The organism is Brevibacillus sp. NPDC003359, assembly GCF_042878995.1.
In the GTDB taxonomy this organism is placed as follows: Bacteria; Bacillota; Bacilli; order Brevibacillales; family Brevibacillaceae; genus Brevibacillus.
Genome location: NZ_JBIAOR010000023.1, coordinates 23,683 through 46,031 on the forward strand (window position 1 = coordinate 23,683; position 22,349 = coordinate 46,031).

General features: G+C 49.1%; 12 protein-coding genes. 3 read left to right on the plus strand and 9 right to left on the minus strand.

Features of this window, described 5'->3' with window-relative positions; all coding sequences use genetic code 11:
• Positions 1-30 precede the first annotated feature (30 nt).
• On the minus strand, positions 31-5,946 hold the full coding sequence (locus ACFYU8_RS29240) for an AAA family ATPase (protein ID WP_390306408.1): 5,916 nt from the start codon (positions 5,944-5,946) through the stop codon (positions 31-33).
• 129 nt (positions 5,947-6,075) lie between these two features.
• On the opposite strand from ACFYU8_RS29240, the gene ACFYU8_RS29245 reads away from it, so the two are divergent.
• The gene (locus tag ACFYU8_RS29245; protein ID WP_390306406.1) at positions 6,076-6,702 is read left to right on the plus strand and encodes a cupin domain-containing protein; all 627 of its coding nucleotides are present in this window, start codon (positions 6,076-6,078) and stop codon (positions 6,700-6,702) included.
• Positions 6,703-6,813: 111 nt separating this feature from the next.
• On the opposite strand, the gene ACFYU8_RS29250 is transcribed toward ACFYU8_RS29245, so the two are convergent.
• The 8 genes from ACFYU8_RS29250 to ACFYU8_RS29285 form a co-directional block, all read right to left on the minus strand.
• Positions 6,814-7,548 (minus strand): MBL fold metallo-hydrolase, encoded by a 735-nt coding sequence (locus ACFYU8_RS29250; RefSeq protein ID WP_390306404.1) that lies wholly within the window; start codon positions 7,546-7,548, stop codon positions 6,814-6,816.
• A gap of 202 nt (positions 7,549-7,750) precedes the next feature.
• Complete coding sequence (locus tag ACFYU8_RS29255; protein WP_390306402.1) at positions 7,751-10,249, minus strand: GAP1-N2 domain-containing protein; 2,499 nt, start codon at positions 10,247-10,249, stop codon at positions 7,751-7,753.
• Positions 10,249-11,514, minus strand: coding sequence for a TRAFAC clade GTPase domain-containing protein (locus tag ACFYU8_RS29260; RefSeq protein WP_390306399.1), 1,266 nt, complete (start codon positions 11,512-11,514; stop codon positions 10,249-10,251). The genes ACFYU8_RS29255 and ACFYU8_RS29260 overlap by 1 nt, the downstream gene beginning before the upstream one ends.
• Before the next feature lie 13 nt (positions 11,515-11,527).
• Positions 11,528-12,163 carry a beta-mannanase gene (locus ACFYU8_RS29265; RefSeq protein WP_390306396.1) on the minus strand — a complete coding sequence of 212 codons (636 nt, stop codon included), beginning with the start codon at positions 12,161-12,163 and terminating at the stop codon, positions 11,528-11,530.
• Positions 12,164-12,180: 17 nt separating this feature from the next.
• Complete coding sequence (locus ACFYU8_RS29270; protein ID WP_390306394.1) at positions 12,181-13,458, minus strand: vWA domain-containing protein; 1,278 nt, start codon at positions 13,456-13,458, stop codon at positions 12,181-12,183.
• Entirely contained in the window at positions 13,455-15,803 is a 2,349-nt protein-coding gene (locus ACFYU8_RS29275) for a hypothetical protein (protein WP_390306391.1), read from the minus strand. The genes ACFYU8_RS29270 and ACFYU8_RS29275 overlap by 4 nt, the downstream gene beginning before the upstream one ends.
• Positions 15,804-15,863: 60 nt before the next feature.
• Positions 15,864-19,253: a tubulin-like doman-containing protein gene (locus ACFYU8_RS29280; protein ID WP_390306389.1), complete on the minus strand. Its 3,390-nt coding sequence runs from the start codon at positions 19,251-19,253 to the stop codon at positions 15,864-15,866.
• A 13-nt stretch (positions 19,254-19,266) separates the two neighbouring features.
• On the minus strand, positions 19,267-21,060 hold the full coding sequence (locus tag ACFYU8_RS29285) for a vWA domain-containing protein (RefSeq protein ID WP_390306387.1): 1,794 nt from the start codon (positions 21,058-21,060) through the stop codon (positions 19,267-19,269).
• A gap of 195 nt (positions 21,061-21,255) precedes the next feature.
• Between ACFYU8_RS29285 and ACFYU8_RS29290 the strand changes: the two genes are divergently transcribed.
• Positions 21,256-21,405, plus strand: coding sequence for a hypothetical protein (locus ACFYU8_RS29290; RefSeq protein WP_007724683.1), 150 nt, complete (start codon positions 21,256-21,258; stop codon positions 21,403-21,405).
• Positions 21,402-22,337, plus strand: coding sequence for a hypothetical protein (locus tag ACFYU8_RS29295; protein ID WP_390306385.1), 936 nt, complete (start codon positions 21,402-21,404; stop codon positions 22,335-22,337). The genes ACFYU8_RS29290 and ACFYU8_RS29295 overlap by 4 nt, the downstream gene beginning before the upstream one ends.
• The last annotated feature ends 12 nt before the right edge of the window (positions 22,338-22,349 follow it).

Consider the following 22,349-nt stretch of genomic DNA (forward strand, 5'->3'; position numbering starts at 1 on the left):
AGGCACTGTCGCCTCAGTTTTTTTATGCGTCTAGTGAATTTCTTCCAACGGGATTCGGAACGTAAAACGGGTGCCTTCTCCTTTTTGGGCATGAACCTGAAGGGTTCCTCCCAACTGGTCAACCTCTTGTTTGACAATGGACAGACCAATTCCTCTGCCCGATACAAGACTTGCATGCTCTTGTACCGTGACCTGCTCAGCCAACGCCAACTTTAGCTTTTCCATATCTCCGCCCCGCCCATCATCACGAATCGTGACACATAGGGAGGTATCCTCTTGCCAAATGCGGCATTGAATATTGCCGCTGCGTTCTTTTCCGCACGCCAATCGTTCTTGTTCTTCTTCCATTCCATGATCGATCGCATTGTTGAATACGTGAACCAGACTCCTCGCAAAATTCTCGAATCGCTCCGGATCGACCAGTACTTCTCCTGCGTCCCATTCAACCGGATCGATAGTCTTATTCAGACGGATGGCGAGCTCACTTACATAGTCTTCATAGCGGGACAACATGTCCTTCATGGGACGATAGCGAAGTTTGCGGATGCGTTGGAGCAGCTCCTGCTGAGCTTCCCCCTGTACCAGACTCGTGATCTCATGCTCGAAGCTCTCCCATCGCTCTTTTGCAATGGTGTACATATGCTCGTTATGATCCAGGAACCCGATCCCGAGCTTGTGCTGCATGATTGACAAATCTTGTTGCATCGCAGCTTGAACCTCAGCAAATGACCGCTGGGCGTGCACATCCTCGTCGGACAGGCGTTCTTCGGACTTTGCCCATTGAACCAACCACGACTCCAAATCATGCAGCTTTTGCGGTGTATGAATCAGATGTAATTGGCTGAAGTCACCCTTAAACTGATGAATCTGAGCGACCAATTTGAATAATTTCTCGGATTCTGCAATCTCTTCTCCGAGGACATGCTTCCACCCTTCCTCAAAGAACGCGTCAAAAGCTCTCAGTACCTTTTGGAAGAGTGAGCGACTAATCGCTACAGTTACGACCATATTCAGTCTTTGCCATTCTCGCTGCATTTTCGATTCGAGCGCCCGCTGCTCACTCATATCGGTCAGGATCAGCATCAAACCCTCTGGCGAATCTCGCCGATCTTCATAAATCGGCTTACATGCAAGCTTCAACGGCATTTGATTGATCTGGATTTCCGTAGGAAATAGACTGAGATACAGCTCTTTTTGCCCTTGGTCTTTTGCTTCAAAGTACTTGTCCAAAAGGGACTCAATAAACACGCTGTCCTCTGGACGATCTGGGTATAGTAGCTCTGCGACCGATAGCCCAGCCAGCTCTCTGCCAAAAATCCGTAGACATTCCCGACTGTATTCGGAATGGACCAGCAGGTTTTTGGAAAAAGAAAGGAAGCCTTGTCCCGCATTGTTTAACAGATTTTTATTCGCCTGCAAAAGGGCCTGGATCTCATTGGTACGCTCTGTCACGATCTTTTCCAAGGATTGATTCCATTGCTCCAGTTGATGATACAGTCTCGCATTTTCAATAAAGATCGCAATTTGCGAGAAGATCAGTCTGAGCGGCTCTGAGCGCTTTTCATTGAACACATGTGTCGTCTCGTTGTTCTCCAAATAAATGACACCGATCATTTTTCCTTGCTGCCATAGCGGGGAACATAGAATCGATTTCGGCTTGTGCTTCACAATGTACGTATCGCGGAAAAAGACGCCTTCAACCGACGCGTTGTGGAGCACCAGCATCTCTTCTGTACGAATGGTGTAATTCACGACAGCAACAGAGAGCATCCCACTATGCTCATACGGGACAGACTGCATGATCTCCACGTCCAAATCGACAGAGCCCGCAGCTTCGATAAGCCAGTCTCCATCTTTTTTAAGTAGGAGGATTCCTTTCTCCGCACCTGCATTGCTCATCACCGTGCGCAGCATCGTCGCCAACAGCATTTCCAGGCGGAGCTCGCTGGCAATCGTTTGCGACGCCTTGATGACACTCATCAAATCGACGAGGTCTGCTGTCTGGTCAGTCGTGGCAATCTCGGCGGAAGCTCCCAAGCTTCTTGTCCGTTGCAAAAGATAAGGGTACCGTTCCCCAATCTCTCGTGCCTTGGCGACCGCTCCCCAAAGCATATAAACCTCGTGCGCCTCGGTCATATATACCTTCGCAATCGTTTCGAGTCCAAGCGCCAAGTAATGCTTTGCGGCCAATTCATTTGCCAGCGCCTCGTTTTGCAAGAAAACATCCTTTTTGGCGAGTTGAACCGCCTGTTCATAAAAAGGACTCGCTTCTTGTTTGTTCTCTGTGACACGCAGCCACTCAGCATGCATCAGCAACCACTTATGCTGAAAATTTTCCGGGCATTCCTTTGCCCACGTCTTCATCTTTTTGATATTGGCTTTGATTTTTTTCCCATACTTCGCTTTTTCCTGTCGGCTGGCGTTCTCATAGAGCCCCGTCAATGCCAGTGTCTGCATAAAAACATGCTGGCTGACAAGAACTTGTCCACTGACTGATTCCATCCATAGCTCAGCTTCAGCCAGCAGCTCGGCAGCCTCTAGATGGTTCCCATACATGAGATGAACCATCGATTTGTAGTAATGGTACATATACCGCTTGTAGCTGTTTCCTTCTTTTTGCAGGTTACTTACATATGCCACTTCGTCAAATCCATCATGGCAAAACGCCGTTCGTTCATCGTCCGTCCACCGTGTAAAAGTATGCAGCGCTTGACGCAATAACAGGAGCCGATCATCGTGATCGACGACCTTGATTTGTTGGATCATATCGCTGTATTCTTCGATTTGCTGCTCCAATTCTTCCACTGGCACACCGCAATAGAGCATGGCCTCCAAAAGCCCATGAGCATTGTAGGCAGCATAAATATTGCCGCCACCGTCCAAGCCGAGCTGAATCGCTTTTTTCAGGAGAGGGATATTCGTCCGCGCATGCTCGCACCAGTGATTGATCAGTAGGGCAAACGCGCCATACGCCTTCGTCATGGCTATCGGATCAGCAAAGCTGTCTGCTACACGGCAAGCCAATTGTCCAAATTCGTAAGCCTCTCGATATTTTCCGAATTGACCAGCTTGTACGATCCCGTAACCGGTATAACCGTTCGCCGAGGCGACCGCGTTTCCGTGCACAAGCGACAGATGAAGGGCACGCAAAATCGTTAGAGCAAACCAATTGAGATTGACATAGTAAGCAGATGGCCCGGCGTAGCTGATGATACTCATCGCCATCTGATAATTTTCATCGGGAACATCCGGCAAATACAGCAACTCATCTATTTTTCGGCCTTTGAGGTGGCGTTTGATGTGAAACAGTTCCTTAATGATATCGAACTTGCCAGGCTTTTTCGGAATCGGTACGCCCAATAGCCCCAAGGCTTCGCTTGCGATCTCCATAACACGCGGAAATTCAGCCAGTCGCGTATACATGCGAATTTCCATTTCCAAAATTCGCACTCGTTCTCTGTCTGTTTTGGCATGCTGCATCCCGCGTTCAAACAATTGTTTTGCCTCATCCAATTGGTTACAGAGGTAGGTCGTCTCCGCAGACAACGCACACAGCTCCATGGTCAGATCATGATTGCGCTGCCAGCCCTCTTCCCCGACCAGCTCGAGACCGCGTTGGAAGTACTGCAAGGCCGACTCAAAAGCCGCAGAGGATTGCGCTTTTTGACCGGCGAGCAAATGACAGTGCGCTACATGAATGCGCTCCGCGTGATCCTCCAATATATCCTTGCCCCGATACATGTGATCGCAAATTTCGAACAGGAAGCCAGATTCGCTCCCTTGGGACATGTCCCACATCATCCTGCCCAGCTTGACGTGAATCTGTCCAAGCTCCGCCTCTGCTAACAAGGAGTAAGCGGCCTGTTGAATTCGATCATGCACAAAGCGGAAACGAATCTTCATCTGAGACGCCACTTCTTCTTCCACGAGCGCAGCGTATGTCAGGTATTCGGCTCCTTCAATCGGATAGATGAGACCTTCCTCAATCGCAGGCCATATTTGCTGGATGGCTTCTGACTCCGTTTGATTTCGTGACTTGGCTATCAAATGAAGCAAAAACGAGTTACCCAGACAAGCAGCATAAGCGAGCTGCTGCTGCGTGGAATCAGGCAATCTTCTCACGTTTTCCACGAGAAAATCGGCCACATTTTCCGTTGTACCCAGCTTCTCGATTTCTGCCAAATCCCATTGCCAGTTCCGGTCTTCTCCCACATACCACAACAGGTTCCGATCATGCAGCGTCTTAATGAATTCTCTTACATAAAACGGATTCCCAGCTGTTTTCTGCATAATACTCGTAGCCAGCGGCCTCGTCATATCCGGATCACTATGCAACGTATCTGCTAGCAATGCATTGAATTCGGATTCTCGGAGCGGCAATAACGTGAATTGACGCAGAATGCGGCTCTTGATGCCTGTTTCTGTCAAAATGGCAATCAACGGATTCATCGTACTTCCATCATGCTCACGATAAGAGCAAATCAACAGAAAATGACTGATCTGCATATCCGCAACCAACTCTCGAATCAGGAAAAGCGAAGAAGAATCCGCCCACTGCAAATCATCGAGGAACAAGACGAGTGGATGGTCTGGCCGCGCCCAAATCCGAATAAAGCGTTGCATCACCCATTGAAAGCGATTTTTGGCTTCTGCTGCAGGCAGCTCAGGTACAGCAGGCTGTTTGTCGATCACTGCCTCAAGCTGTGGAATGACATCTACGATCACTTGACCGAGTCCTTGTATGGCGTCGAGTATCATCTCTCGCCAAGCGAGCAACTCGCGTTCGTGGCCTACCAAGAGCTGCTTGATCAAATCCTGAAAGATTTGAATGATGGCCGAATACGGTACGGCTTGATTATATTGGTCGAACTTTCCTGAAACAAAACGTCCCCGGCCTTTCAAAAACGCTTTTTGCGCTTCCAGCACGAGAGCAGATTTACCCACGCCTGCAGAGCCACTAAGGAGAACCATCCTTGTAGCGCCGTTCGTGACTTGATCAAAAGTATCGATGAGCATCTGGATTTCTTGCTCACGTCCATAGAGCCTCTCTGGAATCCGCAAGTGATCAGCCCGGTCTTCTAAAGCAAGCGGAAAAGGTGTAATCAAACCGTTTTGTTCAAGCTGGTCGTAGCAACGCTGCAGGTCTGCCAGTAAGCCAGCCATGCTAAAGTAGCGATCCTCTGTATTTTTTGACAGACACTTCATCACAATGTCCGATAGAATCTCTGGAACGGATGGTTTTACACTGGAGGGAGCGAGTGGCTTTCTCGCCATATGAGCATGTATGAGTTCAAGCATGTCCGAAGTTAGAAAGGGCAGCTTTCCAGTCAACAACTCGTAGATCGTGACACCAAAAGAATAAATGTCGGAGCGGTAATCGACCGTGCGATTCATTCTCCCCGTCTGCTCCGGCGAGACGTAGCGAAGATTCCCCTTCCATTCTTTTGGATTGATCACGCTTTGGTATTCTTGGTGGCATTTAGACGCCAACCCAAAGCTAACAAGCTTTACCTCATAGGTTTCAGGATGAACCAGAATATGATCGGGATTTAAATCCTTATGAATGATTCCGTGCTGATGGATTTCCTTCAAGCAGGAAGCCATGCGGACCACAATGAAGAGCATCTCCTTCAATGACAGTCCTTTCATTTTCATAAGCAAGGAGAGCGGCACTCCCCCGAAATCTTCCGTAATCATTACCGTCTCACGGTTGTGATTAACGAGTTCGATGATCGTTTCCACTGCATTGGATTCCAATGATTGAAGAATGCGATATTCATGCTTCAGTTTCCACAGAGATTCCTTATGGGAAGATCCTTCCATCGGTACTTTGAATAAGACAGGGAGATTGTCATTATTCCTGTAACCCCGATAAATTCTCAATTTTGAATGAGTGGAAAGAAACTCTGCCACCCTATAACCTGGAACCACGATCATGCCGCTCATACTATCCACTCCATCTTTAGGTAGAACATCCTATCTTTTTAATTGTTGCCCCGGAACAAATAATCTATATTTAATCTATATTCTGTCTTAATATAATCTCTTTTTACTATTTTTCAAGGAGGTATAGTTTTGTCAAATTTAAGTCGCAGTGTAAGTAACCCGCACAATAAAGAAGTAGTTACCTTTTTAAAGACAACAGAAGAAACGAATGGCGAATATTTGTTATTCCGTACCGATCTTCCACCGGATAACGGGATTTTTCTACACTATCATACAAAACTTGTCGAAACCTTTGAAGGTGTAATTGGAAATTTAGAGGTAACGATTGATGGAAAAAAAGTAATCCTGAAGCCGGGAGAGAAGCTAACCATTCCGACAGACAAGGTTCATGGGTTCCACAACCCCTCTAACGAATTCGTCAGCTTTGATGTCGAAATCCGTCCGGCTGGTACTTTTGAAGCGTTTGTCCGCTGTGGATACGGACTCGATACAGACGGGCGCAGCTTTTATTTGCCGATTATCAAGCAAAATATCCCGAAAAATATTCTCCTCTTGGGAACGATCTTTCAGATGGGGCAGTTTTATCTCCCAATCATTCCACGCTTCCTGCAAAAAGGCATGTTTGCTGTGTTCGCTATGCTGGCTCGCTGGACAGGTTCAGATAAGTCACTAGAAAAATACTACAAAACCTCTCCAACTGCACCAGTCTCCCATACTGAAATCGAGCCAACAGCGCATAAGACGTTGCAAGGATAAAATGAGAAGGACACCCTAGGGATTACTCCAGCTTGGTGTCCCTCCACGTTTCTTATATCCACACATTCCAATCTGGACACGATGTTTTACGTGTAAGACAGTGTACCTACTTCACCTTATCAGAGCGTGAAGCTGCTCTTGCACATTATTTTGGCACATGCCTCCATGATAACAAATGATACTATTAATTTCCAAGTTCTCGAACTTTTTTAATGAGTTTACTGCCATTTCCATATCGAGAGTGTTTTGCGGAATCGGTCCTCGTAGTGCTTCGTTCATGTACACCATAGCATCGCCTGCTATCAATGTCTTGCTCTCCTGTACATATAGGCTGATATGCCCCGGCGTATGTCCGGGAGTATGAACGATGCGAATTCCTCCACAATACGGCAGAATCTCTGCGTCTACCAGTGTCTTGTGCACCATTGCCTTTGGTGGATTTTCGCAAAGCCATTTCAAATGCTCGCGTTCCTTTTCAGGCAACATCGCAAGTATTGGGGCCATGCTTTGGGAGTTTGTTTTGAGGAGTGGGTGTGTGCCTTCGATGTACGGCTGATCTAGCTCATGCGCGTATACTTCAACCTGTCCGCCAAGCTCACGAACGATTTCTGGAAGACTGCCGATATGATCAAGGTCCTGATGTGTCAAAATGATCGCTTGTAAACGTTCAGGTGGTATGCCAGCACGGAGCATCTCCTGACGAATAGTCTCCCATGAACCAGGCATTCCTGTATCTACTAATACCGCTCGGTCATGATCCCAAAGCAAGGTGGGATTGATCACCATCGGCTTGCCAAATGCCTCTCCTTGTAACGGAATCATTTTCACACCTGTGTTATCTTTCATACCCTATTCCTCCTCACACCATTTCATCGCACAACTACTTTTTATCACGGAGCGAGGAGTTATTTCAACAGAAAAATATTTTATTATACCACAAACAAAAATATTTGTCAATATATTTTTAAGGCATCTTTTTGTACAACAAAGACCCCCGAAATACGCGGTCGCTCCTAGCAGAGCAGACCGCGTTGGCGCTTTTATCCTCTTAGGGTGTCGTTGTCTGAACAGGCTGACCGCCCGTGGATGCATCTTGGCTTCGCTCCCCAAGAATGCCATGGACAGGTTGGATGTCAGGCTCGTCCACCATCAACCGATAAACCGGTACGAACACAGCTGGAGGGCGGATCGGTTCAGGCTGCGTTTCAGGTGGCTGCACGTGCGTACTCGTATCTCCCCAAACCATATAGCCTCCCCACGCTCCTGCACCTAGCAAAACAACCACGCTGGATATCACCGTAGCTTTGTGCCGAAACAGCTTCACGAACGGATTGGCTGTTTCGCTGCGTACCTCCTCCAAAAGCTTGCGGAAATCTGCATTTCGGATCGCATACCACCGTTTTCGCCATTCTTTATCCCGCAATCTCTTGCCTTTCTCCTCTAGGAAAAATGCCTTCAACGCTTGTCTGTATGCAGGCAGCAAATACTTTCCTTCGAAAAACATCCGCTGGCTCATCGTCCATTGGATAAAGGACAGTGTTACGGCTTCCCCACCATTTTGCTGAACATACTCCAGCAATTCTGCAAAATGGAAGCCTTCCTGACCAAAATGATCTTCCCGGTAAAAGACCAGCGGCACCTGCGGGAACTCGTCAGCCTGGAGCGGTTTACTCAACATATTCTGGATCATTCTTTGTTGCACGGAAATCGCTTCTCGATCCCATTTTCGGAAAAACTCTGCCGGGTGTGGCGTACTTCTCTCTTCATGCAGCTTCGCCAGATTCATGAGCATTTCTTGCTTGTGGCGACTCTCCATATCCAGCGTTCCGAAAAAGCTCTGTGGCTTCTCCTCCAACAGGGCGATGAGAACTTGGAAATCATCCTTGGATAGCGTGTCTAGCGCGACGAGCTTCATCAAGGACTTGTCCAGCTCATCCAACAGCTCATCAGCATAGCTGCGTGCCCCATCGATGCTTTCAAAGAACTGGTGGATGGTAATGGCGGCAGCGAGCTTTTGACGTTCACGCGCAAATAGACGCAGAACTTTTTCCGTCGTGGTAGAAACAAAGACGGCATTGCGCATGGCTTGCGGTTCTGTTTCTGTCCAAAACCGGATTTCCTTTAGCATCTGGTCCAAACTGGTCACGGCGGCTACCCGCTCGGTCATATAATCCTCAAAGAGTGGCTTCACCAGCTGTGGATAGCCGAAAATCGTCCGCATCATGAAGCCAAACAGCTCCCGGTTGCTGGACAAATGCTTGTACACCTCTGCCACATAGCTGCTCTGTCTCGAGGTCTTGGCCTTCATCAACACGTCCATCAGGAAGCGGATCAAATCCATTTGCAGGCGTTCCTGCCTCGTGACGCGGTACGATTCAATCATTTGCTTGATCGTCTCGCCGTCAGGCAGCTGTTTGGACGAAAGCGCCTCCACCTCGATCCGCATCAGCATTTCCTGAAACTCGATCAGCCGTTTCTTGCGGGTCAGGCTGCTGTGCCCCAAATAGCTGTTCAACGCCTGCCAAACGCCCGCCCGCTTGCTCTCATACACGGACGTTCGTCCCTTTTCAATTAAATATAGTGCACACAGCTCATAGTACGTGCGAATGTTCAAGGCTAATGCATGGTCTGCTCCAACCAGCACTTCCTCACAAAATTCGTGGAACGCATCCAGAATTCGTGGCTCATTCACATACTCCCAGGCAAAGTCGAGGTATTCGTGTCCTCCGTTCTGCAAATCGACGTTCTGAACGCGACCAAGGGAAAAGTCGAACAAAAAGTCTTTGTCGCTGTGTCCCCCACCTGGGCGTATACTTCCTTTTTCTACAAACGTGACATGAATATGCTTCTTGCTCTGCGGCTCGTTACTAAACGTGAGAAATCCAAAATGCCTGCGCATCTCGTAAGGCAGACAGCTGTACAAAATCGCAATCAATTGAGCAGCACTCTTGGATGCAGCACTGATGTCGACATCCAGGCTGATGAAGACTTTCTTTTTGGCTGCGAGCGAGGACATCACCGCAAAGAGGAGCTGTTTGAACAGACGCTCATCGACGCCCAATTGCCCAAGCAGCTGTTTTTGGTCTTGCGACAAGCCGTTTTCTGAAGGGATGTCATCGACCGTAGGAAGCTCCTTGCCCGCTGCATCGTCGTGGCGATCTGCAAAAGTGCGCACTCCGAAAATCTTGCTCGGATTCTTGATAAACTCATCCCGGCGCTCTACTGGAATGACATAGTTGTGGCTGAAAAACGTATTGCGCTGTCCGGTAAAGTCTGCCCCGACAAATACACTTCTGCCGAGGACCATCTCCCCAGATTCGGCCTGGAAGCTGACAAGCGCCTCCGGAAAGAGCGCCAGATTGCTTTCCGCCCGCTCTTGAAGCTGTCGCGGCGCATCGTACACGCAAAACGGATGGAGTGTCTTTTTAATGAATTGGTTATCCAGCCCTGGCGTTTTGGCGACAGTATCGTATCCTTCGTTCGATCGGAAAACCCCTTGTCGCCCGCGGGTGTAGTACTGCTGCAAAATGGGCTGACGGTTGCTCACTACCGCTCCCTCCCTTCGATGTAATCAAGCTGGTGCATCAACCAAATAAACGGTTCATCGACGCGATTCGGCGTCACGACACCACTCACCCTTTGATTGACTGGATTGCTTCCCAGCGCAGATACAGCGAAATAGGCCGTATTCGTAAAGTAAACATCCAACGCGTCTTTAAACGGTCTGTCCACCTTTTCGATGAATCGGCGGATTTCCCCATCGATGTTCTCAAATTCAGTCGTATTCAAATATTGTTCATGGACGAAATTGCGGAAAACGTTGCTGTTCGACTTGATGTATTCACTGTCGTCTTCCTTAATCAGATGAAGCATGTCGCTCTTCGTCAACACGACAGCAGTCGGAATATGTGTCTTGCTCTGCTCCTGATAGCCGATGAAGTTCTCAAACAGCGTAATGACGACCTCACGCGGCTCGTCGTATCTCGCGGTGAATTCCCCTGGCTCATCCCCTGCTTGCAGCATGACGCGATCGCGAATCGTCTTGATTTGCAACGGATCGACCAGGAACAGGATGCCCGATGAGTTTTTCACATGCGCCGCATACAGTTCCAAATACTCGCGGTCAACCATGCCCTCGCCTGCTACGTCAAAAAACACCAGAATTAACGGTGCCTTGTCGCTATCCTTGAAAATGAACTGGAAGATGAACGGCTCCTGACGCTTTTCTTTTTGCGTGGAATCGAGCAGCTGTCCACGTTCAAACAAGGGTGCCTCGTAGTTCTCCCGGAACTTGCGGCTAATTTGCGCATTGAGCGGCATACACGCCGCATCGAAGTGATTCGCAGTCGTGTTTTGCAAGGTATGAATCAGTGAGGTCATGTAAACGGACTTACCGACTTGGGACGCCCCGACAATCGAAATAATATTGCTCGGCGCTTTGCCCGCCGTAATCGGTAGCTCGTTGTGGCATTTCGGACATAATCTGCGCTTGGAAACCATGCCATACCGGTCGGTCACACCTGCCAGCACGTTATCGACGTACAAATGGTTTTCCGACGGGATGGATTCCGGATCGATCACTGCTTCCAGCTCGTCGATGGCATCCAGTCCGAATTTATCCCGATACGCATTGAGAATCTCATCCTCCTGCAACGCGTAGTCTTCGTCGTCCTGACGATGATGCGTGGCACGAAAGACAACCTCGTCCGGCCCGTATTTGGCGAAGCAGTACGGGCAGACAATATCGTAAAAAGGAAGCCGTTCCTTGACCTGCGGCTTCTTCTCAAACATGTTTTTCAAAAACGACAGCATGGCGCATCCCCTCCTATTCAGGAATCAGTTCGTACATTTCTCCGTATTTTTTCCCATCCGTAAAAAACAGGCGGACGACGTCTTTTTTCCTGACCTCGATCTCCGGCATCAGATTGACACCGGGCTCGAGATCGCGAATGAAATTGTATCGGGTACCATCATCCTTGTGGGCGGGAGGAGAGCCTTCTTTTTTTACGTAGCAGAGTACGTCCCGCTCGATCGGAATCTCTGAAAAAATGCGAATCTGCAACGATTGATGTTTGCTGAGCCAGCTTCCGCCCCGTTTGAACGAGTAGTAGATTTTCGCTTTTCCGGTACTGACATGGATCACATGGGCATCCCCGTCTGGCAAGAGCAGAATCGGCTTGCCATTTTCCAATCGGCAAGGAAAGATGCGGTATGTGTATCTGCCGATGCCGTCTGTTTTTTCCCGCAGCCCTTTGTGGACCTTGTATTCCTCTCGGGTATACAGCTTGAACTGACGATCATCCAGCTCGTTTACGTCAAAGGGGGCGCCAAACTGCGACTTGTGCACGTACACGCATGGAATATCCTGCGCCCAATACCAATTGAGCACGTATTCGCTCCCTTGATGCTGGCAGGTGACGTCCTTGATAAAGGTTTCTGTTGTTTCTACCCGATTAATCATGATTCATCATGCTCCCTTTACAGATCAAACCGTTTGCTGTTCTGGTTCCCGGCGTCCAAGGCACGGGGGCTTTGTCCCGAGTTCAGTCTGCGCTTTGCAAAAGACGATCCGCCACTCGTGGAAACTGGCACAAAAAGAGTGAACAATGTCAGGATGACGGCGAGCAATGAGCACGCCAGCAAACGTACCACCATATCGAGCAAGTCGATCGATGACAGACCCATTTCCAAAACAAGTCCAGCTAACAATCCAGATACTGCCCCGCCAATCGTGAAGCTCTTAGCCAGATGGCGATTATCAAAAATCAGACCCAGAGCCAAGCCGAGCAAAGCACCGATGATCAGCACACTGACCACACGGGTAATCGCGTAAAACATGCTTGCTTCTGTCGCTCCTGTCCGCTCGGAAACGATATTGCGGTCTGTTCGGCTCATATCGTAAATCTGACCAAAGATTCCTGTCATTTGGTCAGCGTGTTCAACATTAAAGTAGCTGCCTCCCGTTTCAGCAGCGATCTCTTGAAGCAGCGCCGTTCCGTCTGCATCGATTTGACTCATGCCTACCGTATGGACAATCACTTTGTTTTGCTTGTAGGGTGCAAGTGCGGCGGGAACATCCAGATCACTATAACCGTCTGACATCAGCACGACCGTACTGTTGGCCATTTGATCGGCTTGTAGCTGGTCCAGTCCCACTTGCAGTGCCAGATCGATCCGGGTGCCTCCATCCGTTCGCGGATATTGGAGCAACTCCTTCACAACCTCATCCTTCGCGGACTGGCTACTCAGCTTGGTGAGGGGTTGCAGCACATTCGTTTGATCGTGAAACGTAACCACTGCGATGTTCATGTCACTGTCCATGCGCTGCACCATGTCGGCTGCTGCCTTGAACAATTGGTTATCCGGGTCAGACGACTGCATGCTGCCTGACGTATCCAAAACCATGACAATATTGTTGGCTCCACTGGCCTGTTGAAATGATGACCCGTACAGCAGCTGAAGCAACAACGCTACTACGCCGACCATCAAAAACGTGCTGGGCACGAGCATTTTCCAGGAAAAGCCCAGATAGCGCTGCTTCCAGCCGACTCCATTCAGTCGTGGCGAGATCATTTCCGCAATGAGGCACATCAGTCCTACGAAAAAGGCATATTGACCAAAATAAAGTCCCATTAACAACCATTGCGGTATTTCCCCGGACAGTTTGGCGAGCATGACTTCCCCGACCAAAAATCCGATCACGCCACCTACCAGACTACACACTAGCATGAGCAAGCTTACTCTTCTCTGACTCATGACGTCTCATCTCCTTCCACACGGCGAAAGACAAACCCACTGTCCTCATAGGAAGCATGGTATTTCTTGTTATTGCGGTAAAACATCAATTCTTCCATGCCGAATCCACCCATCAGGTTCATTTTTTCTATCCCGCTTTTTTGTTCCTCGTGGATGCAGCCCAGCTTGTAAGTCCGTGTGTTCTCATCCTTGTGCAGCGCATACTGGACGAAGTCGTTGTGAATATCTGCAAAGAAGTACCTCTCCTCATAGCGATGCTTTTGCAAGAAATGGAACACTTCGATGTGAACCGCTGCCCGCTCTTCCAGAACCATTGCCAGATCGAGGAACAAATCCTCCTTCGTCAGCACAGTTCGGTTATCGTAAGCAGCCCCGACGTTGGCACGCGCAAGCAGCTCCGCCTCAAAAGACAAAGCAAATGGCGCACGGGTGAGAATCTCGTTCCGACAAAACTGACACAGCCGCTCCACGAGTCCGGCGAGTCGATTCCCGCTGAGCAGAGCGCCGCTGCCGATATACCGTTGTTCCATGTAAAAATCACTGCCACGTGAAGCTTCCAATGACCGGATCGTTTCATGGACGACAGATTCGTAATATTCGTCTACGTTTTTGCCCAAGTAGTCAGTCGCTTCTCGAACGCTCGTCTGGGCGATTTCCCGCAGTTGCTTATGCAAGGCTTCCAGCTGTTCGACTTGCTCGCCTAACTGCCGGTGAATCTGCTCTGCCTGTTTCTCATAGCTCACAAGGATCGAGAGCATCATCTCCCAATCCAATAGCTCCAGCTTTTTGCCATAAACAGCGTCCAGCAAATGACGAATGAAGGTCCGCACCCGTTCCTTATCCCGTGCGAAAAACCCTCCTACGCGAATGTCCTGCCGATCCACTCGCTCTTGGTAAAGGTCGACCAGCTCGGCTTTAATCTGTTCAACCTGTCGAGATGTCTCGCGAATTCCTGTGCGTAGCTCATCCAGCAGGTTTGCTCCATTGGCGTGTTCGGCTGTGAGATAGTAGGCCGCATACAGCCCAAGTCGTTCATCCTCGATGATTGCTTTCTGAATCACATCAGCCAAGGACTCCTGAGACAGCATGTGCTCCAGACGTTTGCGCGCCCCGGAAACGACATTCGCCTCAAAAAAGGCTTGGCTGCTGCCATCAAACAAAGCCAGCTCCGCTTCGCGCATATTCATGCTGCAAAGCTCGCTGTAGCTGATGCCAGAGGTCATGAGCCCCGTCATTTCTTCCAGGATGTGATCCTCAGGGAGAACGCCGGCTAATTTTCGCTGTAAATCATGCGCAGTCAATCCGAGCTTTTCTCTCGCTTTTGTTTTCGGCAACACCTCGCCGCCCTGGAGTCGCTCCCAATAGCGGTCAAATACTGCGGATAGCACCGTCAACGCAATCGCATGAGTCGGTCGCTTCACTTTGGATAGACCTGCCGAAGCAAACTTGGTCTGCCCGTGATCGACCGTGATGCTGCGCATAAATTGCAGCTTGTTATAGCCCTCGTTGCTTTCATGGAACTCTGACTCTACCTTTTTGTTATTCAAAAGCACCAGCTTGCTGATCAGCTCGTAATTTTCCTGCATGCCGCCTTCGATAAATAAGCCATGTTCGGTCTTGTCACTCAATAAGTACGCTAATGAGAATAACGGGGCAGGCGCATGCTCCACAGGCAGCTTGACGAGGTCCTCAGTCACTAGCAAATTGGCACGGTAGCTGTAGTCGCTCCGCTGATAGCGATTGACCTCTTCCAAAAAGCTGACCGAGAGTGCTGTCGAGAATCCGAATGCTTCCCCATTGTTCTTTTCCTGAAGCAGGACGTACAGATCGACTGATACGTTTTTAAACAGCTCGTTGAGGTAGCCCTTGAGTAGCAGCGTCAGCTCTGGCAAAAGGATCGTGGCAGGGTCATCTGCCCTTGCCACGACCGCTATATTGACTTGCTGAAAAGCAGTGAATAACTTGCCCATTTCCGCTACCCGCACGCTTGCCAGCTTCATCACCTTGTTCAATTCCATGGTGACAGCTTCATCGAGTATAAAACGCTCGTGGATCGAGGTACGCATCTTTTTCTTGTCGACGTCTGCTTGCGGCAAGCGACAGCCGATTACTTGCGGATGCTCCCACGTTTTGTCCTGATACGCATGGACATAAAGAACACCGTGACCATTTTGCCAGTTGTGTTCGTTGTGGGCTTGAACAGCTTGCAGTGCCTCCACGCTCTTATCCCCGAGAAAAAGGAAAAGCACGGGGTTCTGAATGCTTCGCTGTCCGTTTCCACTATCCAGTTGTCTTTCCAGTTCCGTAACGTATTGGGTCGCGAACTCTCCAATCAAATCCCGCATGCTTCCTCCTCGGTTACCAAACGCTCCCCTCTCTTCGGGGGATCGAAACATTATGATTGTTTATTGCAGCGTCTTGCGCATATCGTTTACTTTTGACCAAACCTTCTTGTAGAACTGGTACATTTCTTCGCCATTCACGTATTCGTCGCGATCGTATTCCAGATCGTTTTTCGTTTCTTGGAATACCGCTCCGATCTCGTCGAGCTTTGCCACCAGTTGTTGTGTATCCTCTGCAGAAGTCATCGCGTCGCTGCGTTTTCCTGTCTTGCGCTGGATCGTTGCCATGTTCTTGTGATCCAATGCGCGGAATTTTTCATAGATGGCGAATTCAACGTGCTTGTTCACCTTCATCAGATTAATGAATGGCTCCCATGCCTCTTCTTCCTCATCCTTGTCATAGACGTACAATGCGCCACGCTTGCAGATCGTACCGGTATAGAGCGCTTCAATGAATCGGGTCACCAGCTCTTCTTCGCCCTGGATGGCGTTGACTATTTGCTCCAGCTCCTGGATCTTGGCCTCGATTTCTTCGTATTTGCGCACTTCTTGTTCGATCAGGCGAATCTGTTCTGGGTAGCGAATCAGGTTTTCTTTTGCCATCTCTTCATTGATACTGCCGAAAACATCACGTGTTGATTCTTGCTCCAAACCATCTCTCATGAAGCCTTTGAGCTCTACCAATGCACGCTTGATCTCGCCAGGGCTCAGCTTGGATGCGTCGCCTTGAGCTTGGTGCTTGGCTAAGGAAGCAGCCATGGAGAAGGCCTTCGTCACGATGCTTTCATAGCGGTTGCTGGTCTTGCTGTCGCTGCCTTTTTCCCGGATGACTCCGTAGCGCACCGCACGGTCAAATAATTCACGTATTTGGGCGTTGTACGCTTTGATCCGTCCGTTTTGGTACGTATCTCCCCATGATTTTTCTGGAATTGGGGATGGGAGGTACGCCCAGTTGTTCTTTTCGGTTTGAACGAGGTGGCGTCCAATACCCTCTCTATCCAGAATGGTACGTTCGTAGCTTTCCTCGTAGACCTTCAGCGGTGTGTAAGCGAACAGCGGAACACCATTTTTCGTATTCAGCCAGAAGATGCGGTTTTTGACTTGGCTTTCTTTGACCGTGAAGCGCGAGCCGCTAATGGCAGTATCTTGATAGTTTTTAATCCCCTTCAAGATCGATGGTGCTTTCAGCGGCACGGATACAAAGCCCCAGGAAGGGAAGTGCATATTGCCGAGATTGTTGCTCAGATGGAAAACCGGAATCGCCTCTTCATCCAGCTTGCTCGCGATCTTGCGCTCTACGATGCGATCCAGTGTCTCGTCTTGACCGTATTTGATCACGAGGAACTCTTCCATCGACTTGGTGATCAGCTCTCCGAACTTCTCCGAGAGGAATTCGGAAATCGAGCTGACGATATCGAGCTCCTGTTCTTTGACCCACTGATCAGAGTGTCGCAGCAGCTCGCCGGTGAAATCGCGGATTAGGTCATCCGCATCTTTTTGCTCCAGGATGCTGCTGACTACTTTGGTGATATCCGGCACGCTGACGATATTCCAGTAGTACGTCTTGTTGCCTGTGCGGTCGCTCTCTTCGCCGCCGTTGATCAGGATGTCGCCGTTCTGCTCGAAAATTTGGTTGAGTGCGTTCAAAATCTCAGTAAATACGTTATAAATGCGGTTGTTTTCTGCATTCAGCAAACGGTGCAGCTCTTCGTAGAATTCGATCATTTGCTCCAGTTTTTCCTGATCAGCCAGGAGCTGGTATTCGTTGATCTTCGCTTCGATGTAACTGTTTTTCTTCTTCTCCTTGGAGATGAATGCACTGCGGGCATCACCCAGCTTTTCATTCCCGTTCTCTCGCGCGCCCTCGATCTCACGCGGGTAGCTCTCCAAATTCGCCTTGAGGCTCTCAATGTAGGAGAGGATCATTTTCATCAGGCAATAGCCTTTGTCCGAATGAATCATACGAGACGCATAGAATGGTCCTTGCTGTGGGTGCAGGAATACACGCGTGATCATTTCACCAAAAACAGAGATCATGTCGCCTGGCATCTGCTTTTTGGACTTGATGTACGCCTCGCGAGCTTTGGCGAGATAGCCTTGCTCCAGCTCGTGGTCGATGCTCACGACTTGCTGAGTAATGACGTTGCTGTAGTTCAGTCGCTCGCTGTTTTCATAACCTGGCAACGGCTCAGGAACGCGCTCCTCGAACTTGCGCGCGATCGAGTCGATGTCAATTCCCAGTTTGCGGGCGAATTTCTCCGCATCTTCTTGTGTTGGTGCGACTGTGAACATTTTTTCCATCTTTTTAAACAAGCGATAGGCCAAGTACGTTGTCATCTCTTCAATCGGCAAGACAGCAGAGGAAGCACCGATGACGTTGTATTGATAGTTGGCAGCGTAAGGCTTTGGCATCTGGTTGATGTTCGTACGGATGTTGCTGATATAGTCATGGATCGCAAACTCTTCACCCGAGCGCTTTTCTTCGCTCGCCATGAAGTTCGTAATGTTCTCCGCGGTTACGTTCATGCAGTAATCGTAGGCGTTTTCCAATGCTTTGCCTTCGAGATTGGTCGCAGAAATCAAATGGCACAGGTTGAAAGGCGGCATTGGCGATTGGACGGTGAGCACGCTGCCGTATTGCTGGCGAAAACGCTCATTGCGCTCATCCGCATTCATCCAGTAGTCTAGCTCTTTTAGTGCGGCGTAACCGTTTTTCATGATGTAGTCGCGTGTGTGCGAGCTAAGGCTCTTGTTCGACAGGTTGACGTCAGGCGTGAACAGGTAGCCCAGCGTATTCACCTTGTCTACCCCCGCACTGCCGAAGTCGCGCTCCAAAATTCCGCGTACGATATAGGCGATGTCAAGGAAGCAACCACTCCCCGTTCCCCCGGACAAACCACTCAAGAGGAATACGGTCAGCTTTTTGTTCGTGCCCTCGCACAGCATCTTGACCTTTTTCTCAATGGTTTGTACGACTTGCGTAATTTTCGTAAAGAGAAGAAGTCGACCTGCCTGGCGCACACCCGACGCCCCGCTGATTCCGTCCGTAATCGTCAGCTCTGGTGAGAGCCAATCGGTGATGTACGGCTCCAGAATGCTGCGATTCTGCAACACACCGCCGATCTCAGGATTGGACAGAAGTACGAACTCCGTCACCGGATCGAGTCCGATGCCCTTGTACTTTTTGTTACGGTCATGCTCATTCGTTTCAAACGCGATGAATTCAATATTGTCCGGCTTCTCTTTGCGCTTCTTGGAAAGCTGGTCTACAGGCAGCTTGAAACGTCTGTTCACTTGGTATTTCAGGCGCAACAGCGCATCAATACCTGTACCGCCAAGACCGATAACAAGCATCGGGTTATCAATGGTATCTACACGAATCTTGTCACTGACGATTCCTCCGCCGAGGGATACGTCCAATTGTTGTATGTGTTCTCTCACAACTGCTTTCATAATTGACTCACTCCTAGACGATGTAATCTACATATAAGGACTTGTTCACATTCGTTAACGAAATTTTGATGCGATCGTTTTTCTTCAACTCTTTGCCTTTGCTGGCATCGAGTACACGTCCGGCTTTTTCAATGCGGCAGCTCGAGCGGTTTTCGATGATCAGCGTATCGTTTTTCCCTGGTAGTAAGATGACTTTCTCTGTCTCCGCAAACTCAGGGGCGAGCTGCAAGAGCTGGTGCAGCTTTACTTTTCCTTTGAACGCATTCAGTTTCTTGTACTGCGGATTGGACTTCTCGCCTGTATCCTCATCCACGATCTCGATGGCGATTTGACCCGCGAATCCCTTGTTCGCCTTGCGATAGATCGACAGTGCGTACAAACCTGCCACGATCACCAGGATGAGAACCACGGTACCTCCTACTACGGTCAACCATGGAAATGGTTTCGATTCGGCGGCAGGATCTGTGGTTGTCGTCGGCTTGTTCGCTCCAGAACCTGCCGTTTTCGAAGCATCTACAAGGAGTGGCTTTGTCTCCCGGTAAAAGCTGGTGTCTTCTGCCTTGATTTTTATCTCGTACGTATGGTCAGCCGGGATCGTGAAGCTGCCTTCGAACCCGCTGCCAGTGTTTTTCAGGACGACCTCATTTGTCTTCTTGTCCGTCTGGTCATTGACGATCAGTGTCGCCTTCATCTGCTTGTACAGATCAGGACTCGCTACCTTTTGTCCATTTGAAACAAGTCCAGCTTTGATCGGTACGACATCGCCAGCCTTGAAGCTCTTGGCTGTAACTGGCTCCATCTCCAATTGCAAGTCGTAGTTGAAGATGAGGTTAATATCGATCTTTTCCTTCGGGACACCCTTTACCTGTAGCTTCCAATCCCCTTGCTGAGGCTTGACCAGCTTGATCATGGTGTATGCATTGGACTTCGATAGTCTGACCTGATTGGAAGGAACTTGTACTTCCTTTCCTGCTGGGTCATACAACTTCACTTCCACTGGTTTTTGCGACATGATCGAGATGTTGGCTTCCATGACGCTGCCATTCGGGATTGGGATCGGAATTTCCTGAGCCTGACCGTTTGCGACGAAGCTCTTAACCGGGACAACCTTTAGCTTCAGGTGATTCGCAAAGATCTCGCTCAAGATTTGCGGAAGCTTGTCCGCTGTGCTTGTTTCAAAAAACTTACCATTTGTCTCTGTGGCAATCTGTTGCAGGGTCGTGCGGTTAAGCTGACCGTCTGCGTTCAAGCCAATCGTGTAAATCGGATAGCCCTTGTCTTTGGCCTCTTTCACCGCTTGCTGTAGCTCTTGATCAGACTGTGATTGGGTACGGCTTGATGCTTTGTTCAAATAGTTGTTTCCGTCTGCCAACAGCACGATGATCGGCGCATTGTTTGGATTGCGTCCCGCATCGAGGATTTTTACTGCTTCCGTTACCCCGACGGCGATATCCGTGTAGGCTCCTTTTTGCAGACTGTCGATGAAGGCTTTGATATCGTTCTTGTCTTCTTCGGAATTGATCTCAAGCAGTGCTTTCTCCCGCTCGATCTTGTCGGTATAGGCGACTACACCAATTTTGTTCGCTTGGATCGACGTCATGTCGACGAACATTTTCATCGCTTCGTTGCTGACTTTGTTCTTGTCGCTTTTGGTCATGGAGTTGCTGACGTCCACGACCAGTACCGCGTCCATATTGTTTCCGCTCGTTTGCGCAAAGCCCGGGTGAGTGACGGAGAGGACACTGACCAAGAGCAGAGCGAGACATACTACGTATCGACATAACATTCGGAATCGTATTATTTTCATGAGTGCTCCTTTTCCACTATTAAGGAAGAATTTAGAAGTGTTGCAAAGAAAGTAAGACTATGACACTATTACCACTAGATTCAAGAGATAGAAGACAGATGGTAGAAAAGTACTAGAATGATTGCCCCTTACTCGTAATACGATACGACATGATTCTTTGTTACAGATTTCGACAACTTCGTTAGGAGAAATTTTATGTTAACTTACTTTCTGTTGTTTGCGGCTTTTTTGCTGCTAGCGGTCCGATTCCTCAAGCTGCTGCGACTAAAACGGCGCAATCTCTCCAACGCCGAAATCGATCAGCATCTTCATGCCTTACTGAATGAGAAGAGGGATTCACCGTGAGAAAACGAATCGGCGTCCAATTTAGAAAAACCCGTAAAACCACTCATACGTATGAAAGAATTCAAGCGTGCACGCGGTGCCATACGTACCATGTCCTGCGGGAGACGCATTGTGAGACCTGCGGGAGAGCCTACACACCAATCCGCCAGGTTTCCCATACAGTGACGCGCCGCTATGTACAGACACGCTTTTTGCTCTTGGGCTTGTTCGTCTGTCTTGCTGTCCTTTCTGCGGATACCCTTTTGCAATTAGCTCTCGCAGGAGGTATTGGCTGTGTGTTGTTCGTCCTGTTTTTCGTGATGCAGAAAAAATACGGCTCCTATGAAAGAGACGTACAATATCAACACTTTTTAACGAGGGAACAGGAGACGCTCAAGAAGTCACTCCTCCGTCATTTGGAGGAAGTGGGCAACGACGTCAAAGAAGGACATCTCAAGGAAGCCTATGAAAAAACGAGAGAGATCGGGCATTTCATCGATTCCGATACGATCAAGATTCGCAAGATCATGTTCCTCAATCATTACGTCCTGCGCAAAGACATGGAACTGGAGCTCGAAGCGCTCATCCCGTCTATGTACGACAAGGACTTCATGGAATATGTGCGCGAGGTCATCAAGGTCCAGCCTTCGCTCGTCAAAAAATCTGTGCTCCAGTATGTCAGACGTTATAAAAATCAAATATTGTTGCTAGAAAACGGAGATCAGCTGATCGGTCAAGTGGCAGGTGCGGCGCTCCGCATGAAGTCTTATGTAGATGAATATCAGGATCTGATTATCGAATTTATCGATTTTTTGCCCCGCGAGCGCCTTCTGCGATTGGCAAAGATGGTACAAACCCATAAGGGTGAAGGTTGGGAACAACTATATCATTCTACCAAAAACAGGGTGGATACGCATTACGCGTTTGACCCGGATTTCAAAGGCTTACTGTGAAGGAGGAGCCTT

Bases quoted from the DNA above. Each gene is read 5' to 3' on its own strand.
- ACFYU8_RS29240 (WP_390306408.1), bottom strand. From the start codon at position 5,946: ATGAGCGGCATGATCGTGGTTCCAGGTTATAGGGTGGCAGAGTTTCTT.
- ACFYU8_RS29290 (WP_007724683.1), top strand. From the start codon at position 21,256: ATGTTAACTTACTTTCTGTTGTTTGCGGCTTTTTTGCTGCTAGCGGTC.
- ACFYU8_RS29265 (WP_390306396.1), bottom strand. From the start codon at position 12,163: ATGATTAATCGGGTAGAAACAACAGAAACCTTTATCAAGGACGTCACC.
- ACFYU8_RS29280 (WP_390306389.1), bottom strand. From the start codon at position 19,253: ATGAAAGCAGTTGTGAGAGAACACATACAACAATTGGACGTATCCCTC.
- ACFYU8_RS29250 (WP_390306404.1), bottom strand. From the start codon at position 7,548: ATGAAAGATAACACAGGTGTGAAAATGATTCCGTTACAAGGAGAGGCA.
- ACFYU8_RS29270 (WP_390306394.1), bottom strand. From the start codon at position 13,458: ATGAGTCAGAGAAGAGTAAGCTTGCTCATGCTAGTGTGTAGTCTGGTA.
- ACFYU8_RS29275 (WP_390306391.1), bottom strand. From the start codon at position 15,803: ATGCGGGATTTGATTGGAGAGTTCGCGACCCAATACGTTACGGAACTG.
- ACFYU8_RS29285 (WP_390306387.1), bottom strand. From the start codon at position 21,060: ATGAAAATAATACGATTCCGAATGTTATGTCGATACGTAGTATGTCTC.
- ACFYU8_RS29260 (WP_390306399.1), bottom strand. From the start codon at position 11,514: ATGCTGTCGTTTTTGAAAAACATGTTTGAGAAGAAGCCGCAGGTCAAG.